Source organism: Streptomyces sp. NBC_00670 (assembly GCF_036226765.1).
In the GTDB taxonomy this organism is placed as follows: Bacteria; Actinomycetota; Actinomycetes; order Streptomycetales; family Streptomycetaceae; genus Streptomyces.
Window position 1 is genome coordinate 2,473,052 of record NZ_CP109017.1, and the last position, 19,469, is coordinate 2,492,520.

Sequence of the window (19,469 nt, forward strand, 5' to 3'; positions counted from 1 at the left end):
TACAGGTCCCTCCCCCAGGGCCCGGCACACCCCACCGACCCTGTCCCCACAACCAGCACCAATGGGGACGACTCTATCCCTCCCCACTGACAACCGACCCACCCCGTCACCCGCCCCGACCAGCCGCATACGCTGCCCTCCTCGTACGACGATCACGGCGGTCACAACGGTCAAGGGGTGGGGCACATGCACGGAACGACGCTTCGAAGATGGGCGACGGGCACGACGGCGCTGACGCTCGCCCTCGCGACGGCCGCGTGCGGCGCCGAGGACGGCTCCGCGGCCCCCGCGCACGCCACGGCCACCGCACGGCACGCGGCGGCGAAGCCGAGCCCGGAGATCGGCCGCGTACTGACCCAGCACCAACTGGAGGCCGCCGTCATCGACAAGGGCGACCTGCCGGGGCTGTGGATCGAGGGGATCGGCGGCAGCACGGACGGCACGGAGGACCCCGGCAACGGCCTGGCCCGGCCGGTCGCGGCCGACCTCACCGACCCGGCGGCCTGCGCCCCCGTCGACGGCGCGTCCTACGGCGCCGGCCGGCACACCCCGGTGGGCAGCGTCCGGCGCACGGCGAAGGCGGGAGCGGGCGCGGCCACCTTCTCCCTGGTCTCCTACCGGCACGGCGACGCCACCCGCACCCTGGACGACCTCCGCACCGCCCTGGAGCACTGCACCGCGTTCCACGAGAAGGGCGTGAAGGACACACGCTTCACGGACATACGCTCCGTCGACACCACGCCCACCTGCGACGACACGGTCTCGTTCCGCTACACCAAGGTCCTCGCCGGGCCCGACGGCAAGGACACGAAGATCCCCGCCCGCCTCACCGCGTTCCGCTGCGGCTCCACCGTCGCCGCGTTCCTCGCCATGACGGTGGACGGCACCACCGCCTCCCCCGAGATCCCCGAGGACCTGCTCCACGCCCAGGCCAAGGCCCTGAAGGCGGCGGTCGGCGCCTCATGACGCCGACCGCCCGGAATCCGCCTCAGTGCGTGTGCGCACTGCCCGCCGGCTGCTTGACCGTGAGAGGCAGGAGCTTCTTACCTGTTGGTCCGATTTGAATACTGGTGTCCATCTGAGGGCACACACCACAGTCGAAGCACGGCGTCCAACGACAGTCGTCGACCTCTGTTTCGTCGAGGGCGTCCTGCCAGTCCTCCCAGAGCCAGTCCTTGTCGAGGCCGGAGTCGAGGTGGTCCCAGGGGAGGACTTCCTCGTAGGTGCGTTCGCGGGTGGTGTACCAGTCGACGTCCACGCCCTGGGCGGGGAGCGCCTTGTCGGCGCAGGCCATCCAGCGGTCGTAGGAGAAGTGCTCGCGCCAGCCGTCGAAGCGGCCGCCGTCGTCGTAGACCGCGCGGATCACCGCGCCGAGCCGGCGGTCGCCGCGGGAGAGGAGGCCCTCGACGATGCCGGGCTTGCCGTCGTGGTAGCGGAAGCCGATGGAGCGGCCGTACTTCTTGTCGCCGCGGATCTTGTCGCGCAGCTTCGCCAGGCGCGCGTCCGTCTCCTCGGCGCTGAGCTGCGGCGCCCACTGGAAGGGGGTGTGCGGCTTGGGGACGAAGCCGCCGATCGAGACCGTGCAGCGGATGTCGTTGGAGCCGGAGACCTCGCGGCCCTTTGCGATCACGCGGGTCGCCATGTCGGCGATCTGCAGGACGTCGTCGTCGGTCTCGGTGGGCAGGCCGCACATGAAGTACAGCTTCACCTGGCGCCAGCCGTTGCCGTAGGCCGTGGCGACGGTCCGGATGAGGTCGTCCTCCGAGACCATCTTGTTGATGACCTTGCGGATGCGCTCGGAGCCGCCCTCGGGGGCGAATGTCAGGCCCGAGCGGCGGCCGTTGCGGGTCAGCTCGTTGGCCAGGTCGATGTTGAACGCGTCCACGCGGGTGGAGGGCAGGGAGAGGCCGACCTTGTCCTCCTCGTAGCGGTCGGCCAGGCCCTTGGCGATGTCGCCGATCTCCGTGTGGTCCGCGGAGGAGAGGGAGAGGAGGCCGACCTCCTCGAAGCCGGTGGCCTGCAGCCCCTTCTCCACCATCTCGCCGATGCCGGTGATCGAGCGCTCGCGCACCGGGCGGGTGATCATGCCGGCCTGGCAGAAGCGGCAGCCGCGCGTGCAGCCGCGGAAGATCTCCACCGACATGCGCTCGTGCACCGTCTCCGCCAGCGGCACCAGCGGCTGCTTGGGGTAGGGCCACTCGTCGAGGTCCATCACCGTGTGCTTGGACACCCGCCACGGGACGCCCGAGCGGTTGGGGACGACGCGGGCGATACGGCCGTCGGGGAGGTACTCGACGTCGTAGAAGGCGGGGATGTAGACGCCGCCGGTCCTCGCCAGGCGGAGCAGGACCTCCTCGCGGCCGCCGGGGCGGCCCTCCGCCTTCCACTCGCGGATGACGGCGGTCATGTCGAGCACGGCCTGCTCGCCGTCGCCGATGACCGCCGCGTCGATGAAGTCGGCGATCGGCTCGGGGTTGAACGCGGCGTGGCCGCCGGCCAGGACGATCGGGTCGTCGACCGTGCGGTCCTTCGACTCCAGGGGGATGCCGGCCAGGTCCAGGGCCGTGAGCATGTTGGTGTAGCCGAGCTCCGTGGAGAAGGAGAGGCCGAAGACGTCGAAGGCCTTCACCGGGCGGTGGCTGTCGACGGTGAACTGGGGGACCCGGTGCTCCCGCATCAGGGCCTCCAGGTCCGGCCAGACGCTGTAGGTGCGTTCGGCCAGGACGCGGTCCTGTTCGTTGAGTACCTCGTAGAGGATCATGACGCCCTGGTTGGGGAGGCCGACCTCGTAGGCGTCGGGGTACATCAGGGCCCAGTGGACGTCGCAGTCGTCCCAGTCCTTGACGGTGGAGTTGAGTTCGCCGCCGACGTACTGGATCGGTTTCTGCACATGCGGGAGCAGGGCCTCGAGCTGTGGGAAGACCGACTCGACTGGCATCGCGCGATTACCTTCGGGAGAGGGAGGGGTGGATGACTCCGGTTTCGCCGGGGTCGGCCATCTAGCGTAACGCGGGGGTGGGGGCGCGGGTGTTTTCCGCCCCCGCCGCCCCTACCCTTCCCGTCCCTTCAAGGGGCGCTGCCCCTTGGACCCCGGGTGCGTTGTCGGCTGACCGCCGGTGGGGCTTCTCGCGCAGTTCCCCGCGCCCCTGACGGGGCGCCCCCTCCCCTACGCCGACAGCGGTCTCTGCACCCTGATCGACTGCAACAGCCCCACCGCGATCCACACCGCGAACATCGACGAGCCGCCGTACGACACGAACGGGAGCGGGAGGCCCGCGACCGGCATGATGCCGAGGGTCATGCCGACGTTCTCGAAGGCCTGGAAGGCGAACCAGGCGATGATGCCGGCGGCGACGATCGTGCCGTAGAGCTCCGTCGTCTCGCGGGCGATGCGGCAGGCGCGCCAGAGGACGACGCCGAGCAGGAGCAGTATCGCGCCGGCGCCGACGAAGCCGAGTTCCTCGCCGGCGACCGTGAAGACGAAGTCGGTCTGCTGCTCGGGCACGAACTGGCCGGTCGTCTGGGAGCCGTGGAACAGGCCCGCGCCGGTCAGGCCGCCGGAGCCGATGGCGATGCGGGCCTGGTTGGTGTTGTAGCCGACGCCGGCCGGGTCGAGGTCGGGGTTGGCGAAGGCCGCGAAGCGGTTGATCTGGTACTCGTCGAGGATGTGCAACTGCCACACCGCGAGGGCGCCGAGCGCGCCGACGCCCATCAGACCGAAGATCCAGCGGTTGGAGGCGCCGGAGGCGAGCAGTACGCCCAGCACGATGATGACCATGACCATGACCGAGCCGAGGTCGGGCATGAGCAGCACGATCGCGACCGGGACGGCGGCCAGGCCCAGGGCCTGGAGGACCGTGCGGTGGTCGGGGTACGGCTTGTCGCCGGCGTCGACACGCGCGGCGAGCAGCATGGCCATGCCGAGGATGATCGTGATCTTGGTGAACTCGGAGGGCTGGAGCGAGAAGCCGCCGCCGAACACGATCCACGCGTGGGCGCCGTTGACGGTGGCGCCGAGCGGGGTGAGCACCAGCAGGATGAGGAAGACCGAGATGCCGTAGAGGATCGGCACGGCGGTACGCAGGGTGCGGTGGCCGAGCCAGACCGTGCCGATCATCAGGGCGATGCCGATGCCGGTGTTGAGCAGGTGGCGCAGCAGGAAGTAGTACGGGTCGCCCTGGTTGATCTCGGTGCGGTTGCGGGTCGCGGAGTAGACGAGCAGCGAGCCGATCAGCGAGAGCGCGACGGCGCACAGCAGTATCGGCCAGTCCAGGCGGCGGGCGAGGGAGTCGCGGGCGAAGACCCGTGTCCAGCCGGCCCGCTCGGGTCCGTACCCGGAGACGGAGAAGCTGTTGGCGCCGGTCATGCCGTCCTCCCGCGTCCGCCGCGGCGGCCCCGGCCGGAGCGGCGCCGTGTCTGTCGGTTGCCGGTGGTGGGTGACGGGGTGGTCGCCACCGGCGTCTCAGAGGCGCCGCCCTGGGGGGCCTCCTCGTTGGCCTGGTCCGCCTTGGGGTCGTACTTCTGGACCTTGGGGGCCTTGATCGTGCCGTCGGACTGGATCTTGGGCAGGCTCTTCTGCGGGGTGGGCAGCAGCGCCTTGCTCTTGTCGATCTTGCCGTCCTCGGAGACGCCGTACAGGGAGTTGTAGATCTTGCGCACGGCCTCACCGGAGGCGCCGGAGCCCGTACCGGCCTGCGAGATCGTCATGATGACCGTGTAGTCCTTGCTGTACGTGGCCAGCCAGGAGGTGGTCTGCTTGCCGTAGACCTCGGCGGTACCGGTCTTGGCGTGCAGCGGGATCTTGTCCTGCGGCCAGCCCTGGAACTTCCAGGCGGCGGTGCCGCGGGTGGCCACACCGGCGAGCGCCTCGTCCATCTTGGCGATGGTGGCCTTGTTCACGGGCAGTTTGCCCGAGGCCTGCGGCTTGATCTCGGTGACCTGCTTGCCGTCGGCGCTGACGATCGCCTTGCCGATGGTCGGGGTGTACATGGTGCCGCCGTTGGCGAGCGCCCCGTAGATCACGGCCTCCTGGATCGGGGTGAGCAGGGTGTCGCCCTGGCCGATGGAGTAGTTGATCGAGTCGCCCTCGCGCATCTTGTTGCCCTCGAGGCAGTTCTCGTACGCGATCTTCTGGACGTAGGTGCCGTCCTTCTTGCCGGACTTGCACCAGGCGTCCTTGTTGGCCTCCCAGTACTTCTGCTTCCACTCGCGGTCGGGGACCCGGCCGGTGACCTCGTTGGGGAGGTCGATGCCGGTCTTCTTGCCGAGACCGAACTGGTGGGCGGCCTTGTAGAAGTAGTCCTTGGGCTCACCCTTCTTCGGGTTGATGCCGCCGTCCTTCTTCCACTCCCGGTCGGCGAGGCCGTAGAAGACGGTGTCGCAGGAGACCTCCAGGGCGCGGCCGAGCGTGATGTCGCCGAAGTTCTCGCCCTCGAAGTTCTTGAAGACCTGGTTGCCGACGGTGTAGGAGCTGGTGCAGGGGTAGTCGCCGTCGAAGTCGTAGCCGGCCTCGACCGCGGCGGCGGTGGAGACCACCTTGAAGGTGGAGCCGGGGGCCGACTGGCCCTGGGTGGCCCGGTTGAGCAGCGGGTAGTTGGAGTCCTTGCCGGTGAGGTTCTTGTAGTCCTTGGCGGAGATGCCGCCGACCCACACGTTGGGGTCGTAGTTCGGCGCGGAGGCCATGGCGACGACGCGGCCGGTCTTGGCCTCCATGACGACGACGGCGCCGGAGTCCGCCTTGTAGTTCTCGCCGGTGATCTTGTCGAACTGTTTGCGGGCGGTCTTCATCGCCGCGTCCAGTTCGTACTCGGCGACCCGCTGCACCCGGGCGTCGATGCTGGTGACCAGGTTGGAGCCGGGCTGGGCCTTGTCGGACTGGGCCTTGCCGATGACGCGGCCGAGGTTGTCGACCTCGTAGCGGGTGACGCCGGCCTTACCGCGCAGCTGCTTGTCGTACTGGCGCTCGAGACCGGAGCGGCCGACCTGGTCGGAGCGGAGGTAGGGCGAGTCGGTGTCCTGGGCCTTGGTGATCTCGTCGTCGGTGACCGGGGAGAGGTAGCCGAGCACCTGCGCGGTGTTGGCCCCGCCGGGGGCGGCGTAGCGGCGTACGGCCTCGGGCTCGGCGGTGATGCCGGGGAAGTCCTCGGCGCGCTCGCGGATCTGCAGGGCCTGTTTGGCGGTGGCCTCGTCGGTGATGGGGATGGGCTGGTACGGCGAACCGTTCCAGCAGGGCTGCGGCGTCTTGGCGTCGCACAGCCGGACCTTCTCCATGACCTCCTGCGGCTTCATGCCGAGGACGCCGGCGAGCTTGGTGAGGACCGCCTTGCCGTCGTCCTTCATCTTCATCAGGTCGGTGCGGGAGGCGGAGACCACCAGGCGGGTCTCGTTGTCGGCGAGGGCCACACCGCGGGCGTCCAGGATGGAGCCGCGCACGGCCGGCTGGACGACCTGCTGGACGTGGTTGCCGGACGCCTCCTTGGCGTAGGCGGCGCCCTCGCGGATCTGGAGGTACCACAGCCGGCCGCCGAGGGTGCCGAGCAGGGAGAGGACGAGGATCTGGATGACGACGAGCCGGATCTGGACGCGTGGGGTCCGTCCGGTCTCGGGGATGTTGGTCACTGGTGCTGCCGCCCCCTCTCAGTGCGTGTGCGAGCAGTGCGTGTACGAGCAGTGCGGGTACTGGCGATGTGCGGACGACCCGCGCGTGTACGAGTCGTACCGTGCGGACCTGTGCGGCCCGGCGACGGCCGGGTGACGTGGGTTCACAGCCGCTTGACCCCCTTGATGCGCCCCGCGCGGGCCACCCGGGCCTTGGCCGCGCGGGCCTTGAGGCCGCCGCGCTGGCTGCCGATGCGCAGCCCGGTGCCGGAGGAGAGCCAGCCGGAGGAGACGTCGGCGGCCTTGGTGTTCGAACCGGTCTCGGCGAGCGGGTCGTTGTCGGCGCGGCGGGCCAGGGCCATCAGCCCGGGGACCACGAAGGGCGCGAGCAGCAGGTCGTAGACGGCGGCGCTGAGCAGCAGGCTCGGCAGGCCCACATGGCGGGCGGCGGTGTCGCCGACGAGGGCGCCGACGCCCGCGTAGAGCAGCGTGGAGCCGACCGCGGCGACGACGACCACGGCCATGGGCCCGGTGGCGGACTTCAGACGGCCGTTGTCGGGTCTGGCGAGCCCGGCGAGGTAGCCGACGACGCACAGCACGAGCGCGTACCGCCCGGCCGCGTGGTCGGCCGGCGGCGCGAGGTCGGAGAGCAGCCCGGCGCCGAAGCCGACGAGGGCGCCGCCGACGTGGCCGTAGACCAGGGCGAGGGCGAGGACGGTGAGCAGGACGAGGTCGGGTACGGCGCCGGGCAGGTGGAGGCGGGCGAGGACGCTCACCTGGATCACCAGGGCGACGACCACGAGGGCGACGGAGAGCAGCGTCCGGTTGAGGCGCATCGGGTTCGGCTCCTACGGGGTGGGCTGCGCACCGGCGGTGGCGTCGGCGCCGGTGTTGTCGTCGGTGGTGTCGTCGGCGTTGTCGCCCGCGGGCGCGTTGCCCGAGGGCGTCACGGTGACGGTGACGGTCGGGGTGGGCTTCGGCTTGGACTTCGGCGGCAGCACGGTGTCGCGCGGGTCCTTCGTGGGCGCCTCGACGACGACGCCGACGATGTCGAGCTTGGTGAAGGAGACGAAGGGCTCGACGTAGACGGTGCGGGTCAGGTCGCCGCCGGAGGGGTCGACGCGGAGGACCTTGCCGACGGGGACGCCGGGCACGAACGGCTTGTCGGCCTGGGAGCCGAAGGTGATGAGCCGGTCGCCCTTCTTCACGTCCGCCTTGGCGTTGAGGAGCTGGACGCGGAAGGGGCGGTCGCCCTGGCCGGAGGCGAAGCCGAGTTCGTCGCTGCCCTCCATACGGGTGCCGACGGTGAAGTCGGGGTCGTTGGCGAGCAGCACGGTGGCGGAGTGCGGGCCGACGGTGGTGACGCGGCCGACGAGTCCGGAGCCGTTGAGGACGGTCATGTCGCGCTTGACGCCGTCGTCGGCGCCGATGTCGATGGTGACGGTCCAGGAGAAGCCCTGGGCCGCTCCTATGGCGATGACCTGGGCGCCCTTGATGCCGTACTGGCCCTCGCCGGCGATGCGCAGCATCTTGTCGAGCTGGGCGAGCCGGCTGCGGTTGCGGGCGTCGCTGCCGAGCTTCGCCTTCAACGCGGCGTTGTCGCGCTCGAGTTCGGCGATGCGGTCGTGCCGGTCGCCGGAGTCGCGGACCGCGGCGATCGCGTTGCCGACGGGGTCGACGGCGGTCGACACCCCGTTCTCGATCGGCCCGAACACCGTGGCGGCGGCCTGCCGGGCGCCGTCGACCGGGGAGTCCTCACCGCCCCGGATGTCCACCGTGATCAGTGCGAACGCGATGGCGATCAGCAGCACCAGGAGCAGCCGGCTCTCCTTTGTGTCCCTCACGTGCGGCGGCCGTGCCTTCCTCGTCGGAATGGGAGGTGGGGTGGGGTGGAACGGAGGTGGGGGTTGCGCGCGGGCAATGCGTGCATTGCGGGTGTTGTGGGGGAGCTTATGCCTCGCTAGCAGCGATCCGCCGTACGAGAGGGGTGCTTCTCGTACGGCGGAATCGAAGCGTTACGTCATCTGCGCGGCTGGGCGTCGAGGACCTGCTGGAGGGCCTCGAACTCCTCGACGCACTTTCCGGAACCGAGGGCGACGCTGTCCAGCGGGTCCTCGGCGATGTGGATCGGCATGCCCGTCTCGCGGCGCAGCCGTTCGTCGAGGCCGCGCAGCAGGGCGCCGCCGCCGGTGAGGACGATCCCGCGGTCCATGATGTCGCCGGAGAGTTCCGGCGGGCACTTGTCGAGGGTCGTCTTGACCGCGTCGACGATGGCGTTGACCGGTTCCTCGATGGCCTTGCGCACCTCGGCCGCGGAGATGACCACGGTCTTGGGCAGGCCGGAGACCAGGTCGCGGCCACGGATCTCGGTGTGCTCGTCGGAGTCGAGGTCGTACGCCGAACCGATCGTGATCTTGATCTGTTCCGCCGTCCGCTCGCCGAGGAGGAGCGAGTACTCCTTCTTGACGTGCTGGATGATCGCGTTGTCCAGTTCGTCACCCGCGACGCGGATGGACTGGGCGGTGACGATGCCGCCGAGCGAGATGACCGCGACCTCCGTGGTGCCGCCGCCGATGTCCACCACCATGTTGCCCGTGGCCTCGTGGACCGGCAGGCCGGAGCCGATGGCGGCCGCCATGGGCTCCTCGATGATGTGCACCTGGCGGGCGCCGGCCTGCGAGGAGGCCTCGATGACCGCGCGGCGCTCGACCCCGGTGATCCCGGAGGGCACGCAGACGACGACGCGCGGACGGGCGAGGTAGCGCCGCTTGTGGATCTTCAGAATGAAGTAGCGGAGCATGCGCTCGGTGATCTCGAAGTCGGCGATCACGCCGTCCTTCAGCGGACGCACGGCGACGATGTTGCCCGGCGTGCGCCCGATCATCTTCTTGGCTTCGGCACCGACCGCGAGGATGCCACCGGTGTTGGTGTTGATCGCGACGACGGACGGTTCGTTGAGTACGATTCCGCGACCCCTGACGTACACCAGCGTGTTGGCGGTCCCGAGGTCGACAGCCATGTCACGGCCGATGAACGACATTGAGTTCCCCATCAGGATTCGTCTGGCCTTCCCAAGTGAAGCGTGTGAGGGCTCGTGTTGGGGCGGCGAAGTGGGTGCGGTGACGTGAAGGCTTACATCGTAGTCTCGCCTGCACGAACACCGTGCGAGGGTCTCCGCCATTGTCAGCAGATCACGCGCCGCCCCGCTTGTGGAGAGGGGCGTTCGGGGGTGCGCGTTCCCCCGATCGGCACGCATATGCGGACGGACGGCCACTTCCGGGGCGGCCGCCCCGCGTCCTTGGGCCGTTCGGCTGACGTGGCGTCAGGCGCGGTGTCGTACGGCGAGTCGGGCCGCGGGCCGGTGGGTCAGAAGCGGCCGGGGAAGAAGATCTTCAGCTCGCGCTCGGCGGAGTCCTCCGAGTCCGAGGCGTGGATCAGGTTCTCGCGGACGATGACGCCGTAGTCGCCGCGGATGGAGCCGGGGGCGGCGGCGATCGGGTCGGTGGGGCCGGCCAGCGCCCGGACCCCCTCGATGACCCGCTCGCCCTCGACGACCAGGGCGACGACGGGACCGGAGGCCATGAACTCGACGAGGGGCTCGTAGAACGGCTTGCCCTTGTGCTCGCCGTAGTGCTGCTCCAGCGTCTCCTGGTCCAGGGTGCGCAGTTCCAGCGCGGTGATGCTCCAGCCGGCCTTGCGCTCGATACGGCTGATGATCTCGCCGGTCAGCCCGCGACGGACGGCGTCGGGCTTGAGGAGGACAAGGGTGCGCTGGCTCACGGGGGTACTCCTTGGGAACTGGTGAGTGAGTGGTCAGAGGGTACAGGGCCCCTCCGGGAAAGGATCACGCAGTACCGAGGTCTCCCGGGCCGGAGCCCTGGCTCTGCCCGCCCTGCTCCGCGTGCAGGGCCGCGAAGCGGGCCTTCGCCTCGTCGATCTTGCGGCCGTAGTGCACCGAGGCCCACCACAGGGCGGTGAACACCGCGCCCATGAAGAACATCGTGGGGACGAAGAACCCGGAGGCGATCAGCGCGAGCTGCAGCGCCCAGCCGAGCTGGACGCCGCCGGGCCGGGTGAGCACCCCGCACAGCAGCAGGCACAGCACCATGGCGATGCCGCTGACCGTCCAGACCGTCCCCACGGACAGGCCGGGGTCCTTCATCGCGACGAGTCCGGCGAAGCCGATCACGAAGAACTCGCCCAGCAGGGTCGAGGAACACAGCATGCGCACGGCGGTCAGCCCCTCTTCAGCAGCAGTCGGGCCTCGCCGACGGTGTACACGGACCCGGTGACGAGGACACCGCCGCCGGCGAACTCGCCCTCCTCCTCGGCGAGCGTGATCGCCGCCTCCAGGGCGTCCGGCAGGCTCGGCTCCACCTGGACCCGGTCCTCGCCGAAGACCTCGACCGCGAGGGCGGCGAGCGCGTCGGCGTCCATCGCGCGGTGGGTGGAGTTCTGCGTGACCACGACCTCCGCGAAGATCGGCTCGAACGCCTCCAGCACCCCGCGTACGTCCTTGTCGCCGCTGGTGCCGACCACGCCGATGAGCCGGCTGAAGTCGAACGCCTCGCCCACCGCCTCGGCGGTGACCCGGGCGCCGGCCGGGTTGTGGGCGGCGTCGAGCACGACCGTCGGGGAGCGGCGGACGACCTCCATGCGGCCCGGCGAGGAGACCGCGGCGAACGCCTTGCGGACGGTGTCGAGGTCCAGCGGCTCGGGGCGCTGGGCGCCGACGCCGAAGAAGGCCTCGACGGCGGCGAGCGCCACGGAGGCGTTGTGCGCCTGGTGGGCGCCGTGCAGCGGGAGGTACACCTCGCCGTACTCGCCGCCCAGCCCGCGCAGGGTGATCAGCTGTCCGCCGACGGCGACCTGCCGCGCGACGACGCCGAACTCCAGCCCCTCGCGGGCCACGGTCGCATCCGCCTCGACGGACTTCCGCAGCAGCACCTGGGCCGCGTCCACCGGCTGCTGGGCCATGATGACCGAGGCGTCCTGCTTGATGATCCCGGACTTCTCCCCCGCGATCTCGCCGGGCGTGGAACCGAGGCGGTCGGTGTGGTCCAGGTCGATGGGGGTGACGACGGCGACGTCGCCGTCGATGACGTTGGTGGCGTCCCAGGTGCCGCCCATGCCGACCTCGACGACGGCGACGTCCACGGGCGCGTCGGCGAAGGCCGCGTACGCCATGCCGGTGAGCACCTCGAAGAACGACAGGCGGTACTCCTGCGCGGTGTCGACCATCTCGACGTACGGCTTGATGTCCCGGTACGTCTCGACGAAGCGCTCGGCGGAGATCGGCGCCCCGTCCAGGCTGATCCGCTCGGTGATCGACTGCACGTGCGGGCTGGTGTAGCGGCCGGTGCGCAGCTCGAAGGCGCCGAGGAGGGCCTCGATCATGCGGGCGGTGGTGGTCTTGCCGTTGGTGCCGGTGATGTGGATCGAGGGGTACGAGCGCTGGGGCTCGCCCAGGACGTCCATCAGCGCGGCGATCCGGGTGACGGAGGGCTCCAGCTTGGTCTCGCCCCAGCGGGTGGCGAGCTCCGCCTCGACCTCGCGCAGCGCCTTGTCGGCCTCGGGGTCGGCGGGGCGGGCGGGGATGTCGGACTCCGGCGGGCCGCCCTGGGTACGGAGGGTGCGGCTGCCGGCCTCGATGACGGCGAGGTCGGGGTCGCGGTCCGTCTCGGCGGCGACGATGTCGTCGAAGTCGCCGTCGAAGTCGTCGGAGGCGTTGTTGTCGGGCGGGAGCTCACTCACGTCGACCAGTCTACGGAGGGCTCGCCCCTTGGGGGCTGCGCCCCTCGGTCCCCCTTGCTCGGGCGCCTTCCAGCTCGGGGGGTGCGAGTTGTCATGGCGGGTGCGGGTGCGTAGTGGTTGATCGCGCAGTTCCCCGCGCCCCTGAAGGGCGCGCAGCCCCCGGAGCCTTCAAGGCACCGGGCGCTGCGCTTGACCTTCAGGACCTCACGCCTGCGGCAGCTTGTCCAGCTGGGTCCGGAGGCGGGTGATGTCCTCCTCCGCCTTCGACAGGCGGCCGCGGATCTTGTCGACGACCTGTTCGGGGGCCTTGGCCAGGAAGGCCTCGTTGCCCAGCTTGGCCGTGGCCTGTGCCTTCTCCTTCTCGGCCGCCGTCAGGTCCTTCGCGAGCCGCTTGCGCTCCGCGGCCACGTCGATCGTGCCGGAGAGGTCCAGGGCGACCGTCGCCCCGGCGACCGGGAGCGTCGCCGTCGCGGTGAAGGCGTCGCCCTCCGGGGTGAGGCGCAGCAGCTGGCGGATGGCGGCCTCGTGCGGGGCGAGGGCCGTACCGTCGAGGGTCAGCCGGGCGGGGACCCGCTGGCCGGGCTGCAGGCCCTGGTCGGCGCGGAAGCGGCGGACCTCGGTGATGACCTGCTGGAGCGTCCCGATCTCCCGCTCGGCGCCGGCGTCACGGAAGCCGCCCGGCGCGTCAGCGCCAGGAACCAGCACAGCGGAGGGCCAGTCGGCGATGACGACCGACTCGCCGCCGGTGAGCGTCGTCCAGAGCGTCTCGGTGACGAACGGGACGATCGGGTGCAGCAGCCGCAGGGTGACGTCGAGGACCTCGCCGAGGACCCGTCCGGAGACCTTCGCGGGCTCGCCGCCGCCCAGGAACGTCGTCTTGGACAGCTCGACGTACCAGTCGAAGACCTCGTCCCAGGCGAAGTGGAACAGGGCGTCGGAGAGCTTCGCGAACTGGTAGTCCTCGTAGTACGCGTCGACCTCGGCGACGACCGAGTTCAGGCGGGAGAGGATCCACCGGTCCGTGGACGACATCTGCGACGCGTCCGGCAGCGGGCCCTCGACCGTCGCACCGTTCATCAGGGCGAACCGCGTGGCGTTCCAGATCTTGTTGGCGAAGTTCCGGGAGCCCTGGACCCAGTCCTCGCCGATCGGGACGTCGACGCCCGGGTTGGCGCCGCGCGCGAGGGTGAAGCGGAGCGCGTCGGAGCCGTACTTGTCCATCCAGTCCAGCGGGTTGACCACGTTCCCGAAGGACTTGGACATCTTCTTGCCGTTCTGGTCACGGACCATGCCGTGCAGGGCGATGGTGTGGAACGGCGGGGTGCCGTCCATCGCGTAGAGGCCGAACATCATCATCCGGGCGACCCAGAAGAAGAGGATGTCGTAGCCGGTGAGCAGGACGGAGTTCGGGTAGAACTTCGCGAGCGACTCGGTCTGCTCGGGCCAGCCGAGCGTGGAGAACGGCCACAGGCCGGACGAGAACCAGGTGTCCAGGACGTCGGGGTCCTGGTGCCAGCCCGCACCGCTCGGCGGCTCCTCGTCGGGGCCGACGCAGACGACCTCGCCCTCGGGGCCGTACCAGACGGGGATGCGGTGGCCCCACCAGAGCTGGCGCGAGATGCACCAGTCGTGGAGGTTGTCGACCCAGTCGAAGTACCGCTTCTCCATCTCCTGCGGGTGGATCGTGACCTTGCCGTCGCGGACGGCGTCACCGGCGGCCTTCGCCAGCGGACCGACCTTGACCCACCACTGCATGGACAGGCGCGGCTCGATGGTGGTCTTGCATCGCGAGCAGTGGCCGACGGAGTGGACGTAGGGCCGCTTCTCGGCGACGATCCGGCCTTCGGCGCGCAGCGCGGCGACGATGGCGGAGCGGGCCTCGAGCCGGTCCAGGCCCTGGAAGGGGCCGTGGGCGGTGATGACGGCGTGCTCGTCCATCACGGCGATGGAGGGCAAGTCGTGCCGCTGGCCGATCTCGAAGTCGTTCGGATCGTGGGCGGGCGTCACCTTGACGGCGCCGGTGCCGAACTCGGGGTCGACGTGCGCGTCGGCGACGACGGGGATGGTGCGGTCGGTCAGCGGCAGCTTGATCTGCTTGCCGACCAGGTGCTTGTAGCGCTCGTCCTCGGGGTGGACGGCGACGGCGGTGTCGCCGAGCATCGTCTCGGCACGGGTGGTGGCGACGACGATGGTCTCGTCTCCGTCCCCGTACTTCATGGAGACCAGTTCGCCGTCGTCGTCCTGGTACTCGACCTCGATGTCGGAGATCGCGGTCAGGCAGCGCGGGCACCAGTTGATGATGCGCTCGGCGCGGTAGATCAGCTCGTCGTCGTAGAGCCGCTTGAAGATGGTCTGGACGGCCTGGGACAGGCCCTCGTCCATCGTGAACCGCTCACGCGACCACGCGACACCGTCTCCCAGGCGGCGCATCTGGCCGCTGATCTGGCCGCCGGACTCGCCCTTCCACTGCCAGACGCGCTCGACGAAGGCCTCCCGGCCCAGGTCGTGCCGGGACTTGCCCTCCTTGCCCAGCTCGCGCTCGACGACGTTCTGCGTGGCGATGCCGGCGTGGTCCATGCCGGGCTGCCACAGCGTCTCGTAGCCCTGCATGCGCTTGCGGCGGGTCAGGGCGTCGATGAGCGTGTGCTCGAAGGCGTGCCCGAGGTGCAGGCTGCCCGTGACGTTCGGCGGCGGGATGACGATGGTGTACGGCGGCTTCTCGCTCTTGGCGTCGGCCTCGAAGTAACCCCGCTCGACCCAGCGCTCGTACAGCTGCCCCTCTACCTCGGCCGGCGCGTACTGGGTCGGCAGTTCGGTGCTGGGCGCTGTGGGCTGCTGCTGAGCATTCTCGGTCACCCGCTCAGTTTAGAGGTGTCACGGCCGCGTTCTGAAACGCGTTTGTTCTGTAACGGTGCGGCCCCCACCGTCCCTCCGGCACGGCCCGTCCGCCAGGATGTCAGGGCCACATAGGAAATCGAGGGGGAACCCAGAGATGAGCCACAACCAGCCGGGCCCGTACGGCGGGCAGCCGCAGCAGCCCGGACCGTACGGTCAGCCGGGACCCTACGGTCAGCCGCCGCAGGCCCCGCAGCCCGGCTACGGGCAGCCGCCGCAGGCACCCCAGACCCCGCCCCAGCCCGGTTACGGCTATCCGCAGCAGCCGCAGGGCGTGCCGCAGCAGCCGAACCCGTACGGCCAGCCGCAGGGTTACGGCGGCCAGCCCCCGTACGGCCAGCAGCCCGGCTACGGCCAGCAGCCCTACCCGCCGCAGCCGGCGGCGCCGGGCGGTGGAAAGAAGAAGACGGGGCTGATCATCGGCGCGGTGGCCGTGGTCGCGGCGATCGCGGTGGGCGCGTACTTCGTGGTGAGCGGCGGGGACGACGGCGGCGGCGCCTCGGTCGCCGACGACGGCCCGCACAAGCTGGTGGCGCCGGCCGCGGTCGGCGACTACGCCAAGGCGGACGGTCTGACGACCGACGACGACGGCGGCCCCACCGGGACCAGCAGCCCGGAGAAGCTGAAGACGATCGGCATCGAGAACGGTCACGTCGTCAAGGCGACGTACACCGCCGGTCCCGGCACCAGCGGCAAGATCATGTCGTTCAACGGCGCCTACGGGGACATCAAGGACCCGGAGGCGACGATCGACGCGGGCTTCGACAACGCCCACAAGACCTCGTCCACGAGTGACGAGAAGGAGAAGATCTCCTGGAAGGGCAGCCCGGCGACCGTGAAGCCGAGCGGTCTGGAGGGGGCCCTGATGAAGTGCCAGACGGCGCACATCACGGAGGGCACGCAGAGCCTGGACATGCCGATCTGCGTGTGGGCTGACCACAGCACCTACGGCGTCGTCAACGGCTTCGACCTGACCGCCTCGAAGACGGGGGCCGGCATCCCGCAGGACCAGGTGTCGGCGTTCGGCACCGAACTGCGCGGCAAGGCACGCGTCAAGGCCTGACGGAGGCGCACCCACTCGAAAAAAAAGGGGGCGCCCGGCGGATTCGCCGGGCGCCCCCTTCACGTGTGTGCGGTCAGGCCGACTTCTGCTCGCCCGGGCCGCGTCCGCGGGCGTCGCGCGGGATGAGCGTCGGGTTGACGTTGGAGTGGACGACGTCGGCGGTGATGACGACACGGGCCACGTCCTTGCGGGACGGGATCTCGTACATCACGCCCTGGAGGACCTCCTCCATGATGGCGCGCAGACCGCGCGCGCCGGTCTGGCGCAGGATCGCCTGGTCGGCGATGGCCTCCAGTGCCTCGCGCTCGAAGTCCAGTTCCACACCGTCGAGTTCGAACAGCCGCTGGTACTGCTTGACCAGCGCGTTGCGCGGCTCGACGAGGATCTGCAGCAGGGCCTCGCGGTCGAGGTTGTGCACGGAGGTGATGACCGGGAGCCGGCCGATGAACTCCGGGATCATGCCGAACTTGACCAGGTCCTCGGGCATGACGTCCTGGAACTGGTCCTTGGACTCCAGCTCCCGCTTGGAGCGGATGGTGGCGCCGAAGCCGATGCCCTTGGCGCCCGCGCGGGACTCGATGATCTTCTCCAGACCCGCGAACGCGCCCCCCACGATGAACAGCACGTTCGTCGTGTCGATCTGGATGAACTCCTGGTGCGGGTGTTTGCGGCCGCCCTGCGGCGGGACGGAGGCGGTGGTGCCCTCAAGGATCTTCAGCAGGGCCTGCTGCACGCCCTCGCCGGAGACGTCCCGGGTGATCGACGGGTTCTCGCTCTTGCGGGCGACCTTGTCGATCTCGTCGATGTAGATGATCCCGGTCTCGGCCTTCTTGACGTCGTAGTCGGCCGCCTGGATCAGCTTGAGCAGGATGTTCTCGACGTCCTCGCCGACGTAGCCGGCCTCCGTCAGCGCCGTGGCGTCGGCGATGGCGAAGGGGACGTTGAGCATGCGGGCCAGCGTCTGCGCCAGCAGGGTCTTGCCGGAGCCGGTGGGGCCGAGGAGCAGGATGTTGGACTTCGCCAGCTCGATCGCGTCGTCCCGGCCCTGCGCGCCGCCGTTCTCCCCGGCCTGGACGCGCTTGTAGTGGTTGTACACCGCGACCGAGAGTGCCTTCTTCGCCGGCTCCTGGCCGACGACGTACCCCTCGAGGAACTCGTAGATCTCGCGGGGCTTGGGGAGCTCCTCCCAGCGCACCTCGCTGGACTCGGCGAGCTCCTCCTCGATGATCTCGTTGCAGAGATCGATGCACTCGTCGCAGATGTACACACCGGGGCCTGCGATGAGCTTCTTGACCTGCTTCTGGCTCTTGCCGCAGAACGAGCACTTGAGCAGATCGCCGCCGTCACCGATGCGTGCCACGGTGTGCTTCCCCTTCGCCTGGGAGCCGCCTGGACGTCAACGTCCAGCGACTCCTGGTGCTGCCTTATGTCCGACGGTACCTTGCCGCGGCCCCCGTTCGGGCCCCCCTTGGCACGGTTCACTTCGACGCGCGCCCGACGTGCGGCGTGTCGAACCGAACCAAGGGGCGGCAGACGATACAGCTCCGATGGAGGTCCGGGTTCAGCGGACCGAGTTGTTGTTCATCTTCCGGGTCGAGATGATCTGGTCGATCAGGCCGTAGGAGAGGGACTCCTCGGCCGTGAGGATCTTGTCGCGCTCGATGTCCTCGCGGATCTTCTCGATCGGCGTGGTGGAGTGCTTGGCCAGCAGTTCTTCGAGCTGGGCGCGCATCCGGAGGATCTCGTTGGCCGCGATCTCCAGGTCCGAGACCTGCCCGCGGCCGGTCTCGCTGTAGGGCTGGTGGATCAGCACGCGCGCGTTGGGCAGCGCCATCCGCTTGCCGGGCGTTCCGGCGGCCAGCAGGATGGCGGCGGCCGAGGCGGCCTGGCCCATGCAGACCGTCTGGATGTCCGGCTTCACGAACTGCATCGTGTCGTAGATGGCCGTGAGGGCGGTGAAGGAGCCGCCGGGGCTGTTGATGTAGACCGAGATGTCACGGTCGGGGTCCATCGACTCCAGGCACAGCAGCTGCGCCATGACGTCGTTGGCGGAGGCGTCGTCGATCTGCACGCCGAGGAAGATCACGCGCTCCTCGAACAGCTTCGCGTACGGGTCGTACTCGCGCACGCCCTGCGAGGTGCGCTCGACGAAGCGCGGGATGACGTAGCGGGACTCGGCGCGGGGGCCGGCGTACTCGGCCTGGGCGGCCTGCGGGGCCTGCAGGCGGTCGTAGAGGCCGCGGCCGGGGAAGTCGTTCACGGGTTGTCTCCTGGGGCCTGAGAAGGGCTGTGGCGGTCGGCAGGGGCGGTACGCGTGGGCGCTGTCGCGGTCACGCACGCGGGGCGTGCGCGCGGGCGCGGACGGGAGCGCTCACGCCGCTCCGGTGCCTCCGCCGCCCGGCAAGCTGGCGGCGTGGGTGATGACGTCGTCGATGAGGCCGTACTCCTTGGCCTCGTACGCGTCGAACCAGCGGTCGCGGTCCGAGTCGCGGGTGATCTGCTCCACCGTCTGGCCGGTGTGGTGCGAGGTGAGCTCGGCCATGCGCTTCTTGGTGTGCAGCAGCCGCTCGGCGTGGATCTTGATGTCCGAGGCCGAGCCCGCCAGTCCGGCGGAGGGCTGGTGGATCAGGATCTCCGCGTTCGGCAGGGCGAAGCGCTTGCCCGGCGTACCCGCGCTGAGCAGGAACTGGCCCATCGAGGCGGCGAGGCCCATGGCGATGGTGACCACGTCGTTCTTGATGAACTGCATGGTGTCGTAGATGGCCATGCCCGCCGTGATCGAGCCGCCGGGGCTGTTGATGTACAGGTTGATGTCCTTCTCCGGGTCGGCGGCGAGGAGCAGCAACTGTGCGGTGATCTTGTTGGCAATGTCGTCGTCGACCGGCTGGCCGAGGAAGATGATCCGCTCGCCGAGCAGCCGGTTGTAGACCTGGTCGCCGAGGCCACCACCGATGGAGGGCTCGCCGGCGGCGGAGGGCATCAGATTCGTCACGTATCCACCTGCTCGTCTTACGACGGCGCCGGGCCGTCTCACGTGTTCTGCCGGGGCGTGGGGCCGTCCGGCGCTGTTCGGGGACTCCCCTGCCCTCGTACTCATGGACCCTAACGCGCGGGTCCCTCCGGGGAATCCCGCGTAAGGGAGTGTTCGCTGTGAGCGCAT

The 19,469-nt window shown here is 69.8% G+C and carries 15 protein-coding genes; 2 read left to right on the forward strand and 13 right to left on the reverse strand.

What is annotated here, in order from left to right:
- Positions 1 to 186 precede the first annotated feature (186 nt).
- Positions 187 to 966 carry a hypothetical protein gene (locus OIE12_RS10980; protein WP_329134217.1) on the forward strand — a complete coding sequence of 260 codons (780 nt, stop codon included), beginning with the start codon at positions 187 to 189 and terminating at the stop codon, positions 964 to 966.
- A gap of 22 nt (positions 967 to 988) precedes the next feature.
- On the opposite strand, the gene OIE12_RS10985 is transcribed toward OIE12_RS10980, so the two are convergent.
- The 10 genes from OIE12_RS10985 to OIE12_RS11030 form a co-directional block, all read right to left on the reverse strand.
- Entirely contained in the window at positions 989 to 2,938 is a 1,950-nt protein-coding gene (locus tag OIE12_RS10985) for a TIGR03960 family B12-binding radical SAM protein (protein ID WP_329134219.1), read from the reverse strand.
- A 228-nt stretch (positions 2,939 to 3,166) separates the two neighbouring features.
- Complete coding sequence (gene rodA, locus OIE12_RS10990; RefSeq protein ID WP_329134221.1) at positions 3,167 to 4,366, reverse strand: rod shape-determining protein RodA; 1,200 nt, start codon at positions 4,364 to 4,366, stop codon at positions 3,167 to 3,169.
- Positions 4,363 to 6,618 (reverse strand): penicillin-binding protein 2, encoded by a 2,256-nt coding sequence (mrdA, locus tag OIE12_RS10995; protein ID WP_329134223.1) that lies wholly within the window; start codon positions 6,616 to 6,618, stop codon positions 4,363 to 4,365. Before mrdA ends, rodA begins: the two co-directional genes overlap by 4 nt.
- A 143-nt stretch (positions 6,619 to 6,761) precedes the next feature.
- Entirely contained in the window at positions 6,762 to 7,433 is a 672-nt protein-coding gene (gene mreD / locus OIE12_RS11000; RefSeq protein ID WP_030381726.1) for a rod shape-determining protein MreD, read from the reverse strand.
- Between the two features lie 12 nt (positions 7,434 to 7,445).
- Entirely contained in the window at positions 7,446 to 8,441 is a 996-nt protein-coding gene (mreC, locus tag OIE12_RS11005; RefSeq protein WP_329134227.1) for a rod shape-determining protein MreC, read from the reverse strand.
- A 176-nt stretch (positions 8,442 to 8,617) separates the two neighbouring features.
- Positions 8,618 to 9,637, reverse strand: coding sequence for a rod shape-determining protein (locus OIE12_RS11010; protein ID WP_030381728.1), 1,020 nt, complete (start codon positions 9,635 to 9,637; stop codon positions 8,618 to 8,620).
- Positions 9,638 to 9,963: 326 nt separating this feature from the next.
- Positions 9,964 to 10,377, reverse strand: coding sequence for a nucleoside-diphosphate kinase (gene ndk / locus OIE12_RS11015; RefSeq protein WP_329134229.1), 414 nt, complete (start codon positions 10,375 to 10,377; stop codon positions 9,964 to 9,966).
- Positions 10,378 to 10,441: 64 nt separating this feature from the next.
- Positions 10,442 to 10,828 carry a DUF4233 domain-containing protein gene (locus OIE12_RS11020; protein WP_329134231.1) on the reverse strand — a complete coding sequence of 129 codons (387 nt, stop codon included), beginning with the start codon at positions 10,826 to 10,828 and terminating at the stop codon, positions 10,442 to 10,444.
- A 5-nt stretch (positions 10,829 to 10,833) separates the two neighbouring features.
- Complete coding sequence (gene folC / locus OIE12_RS11025) at positions 10,834 to 12,351, reverse strand: bifunctional tetrahydrofolate synthase/dihydrofolate synthase (RefSeq protein WP_329134233.1); 1,518 nt, start codon at positions 12,349 to 12,351, stop codon at positions 10,834 to 10,836.
- Between the two features lie 204 nt (positions 12,352 to 12,555).
- On the reverse strand, positions 12,556 to 15,207 hold the full coding sequence (locus OIE12_RS11030; RefSeq protein ID WP_329134235.1) for a valine--tRNA ligase: 2,652 nt from the start codon (positions 15,205 to 15,207) through the stop codon (positions 12,556 to 12,558).
- A 136-nt stretch (positions 15,208 to 15,343) separates the two neighbouring features.
- Here OIE12_RS11030 and OIE12_RS11035 point away from each other — a divergent pair, with 136 nt between their 5' ends.
- Positions 15,344 to 16,309 carry a hypothetical protein gene (locus OIE12_RS11035; RefSeq protein ID WP_329134237.1) on the forward strand — a complete coding sequence of 322 codons (966 nt, stop codon included), beginning with the start codon at positions 15,344 to 15,346 and terminating at the stop codon, positions 16,307 to 16,309.
- A 73-nt stretch (positions 16,310 to 16,382) separates the two neighbouring features.
- Here OIE12_RS11035 and clpX read toward each other — a convergent pair whose 3' ends face one another.
- The 3 genes from clpX to OIE12_RS11050 all read right to left on the reverse strand — a co-directional run bounded on the left by clpX (position 16,383) and on the right by OIE12_RS11050 (position 19,301).
- A complete protein-coding gene (gene clpX / locus OIE12_RS11040; protein ID WP_030381734.1) occupies positions 16,383 to 17,669 on the reverse strand; it encodes an ATP-dependent Clp protease ATP-binding subunit ClpX in 1,287 nt (428 codons plus the stop codon).
- A gap of 201 nt (positions 17,670 to 17,870) precedes the next feature.
- Positions 17,871 to 18,569, reverse strand: a complete 699-nt coding sequence (locus OIE12_RS11045) for an ATP-dependent Clp protease proteolytic subunit (RefSeq protein WP_329134239.1) — start codon at positions 18,567 to 18,569, stop codon at positions 17,871 to 17,873.
- Between the two features lie 111 nt (positions 18,570 to 18,680).
- The gene (locus OIE12_RS11050; protein WP_006137351.1) at positions 18,681 to 19,301 is read right to left on the reverse strand and encodes an ATP-dependent Clp protease proteolytic subunit; all 621 of its coding nucleotides are present in this window, start codon (positions 19,299 to 19,301) and stop codon (positions 18,681 to 18,683) included.
- Positions 19,302 to 19,469 lie beyond the last annotated feature (168 nt).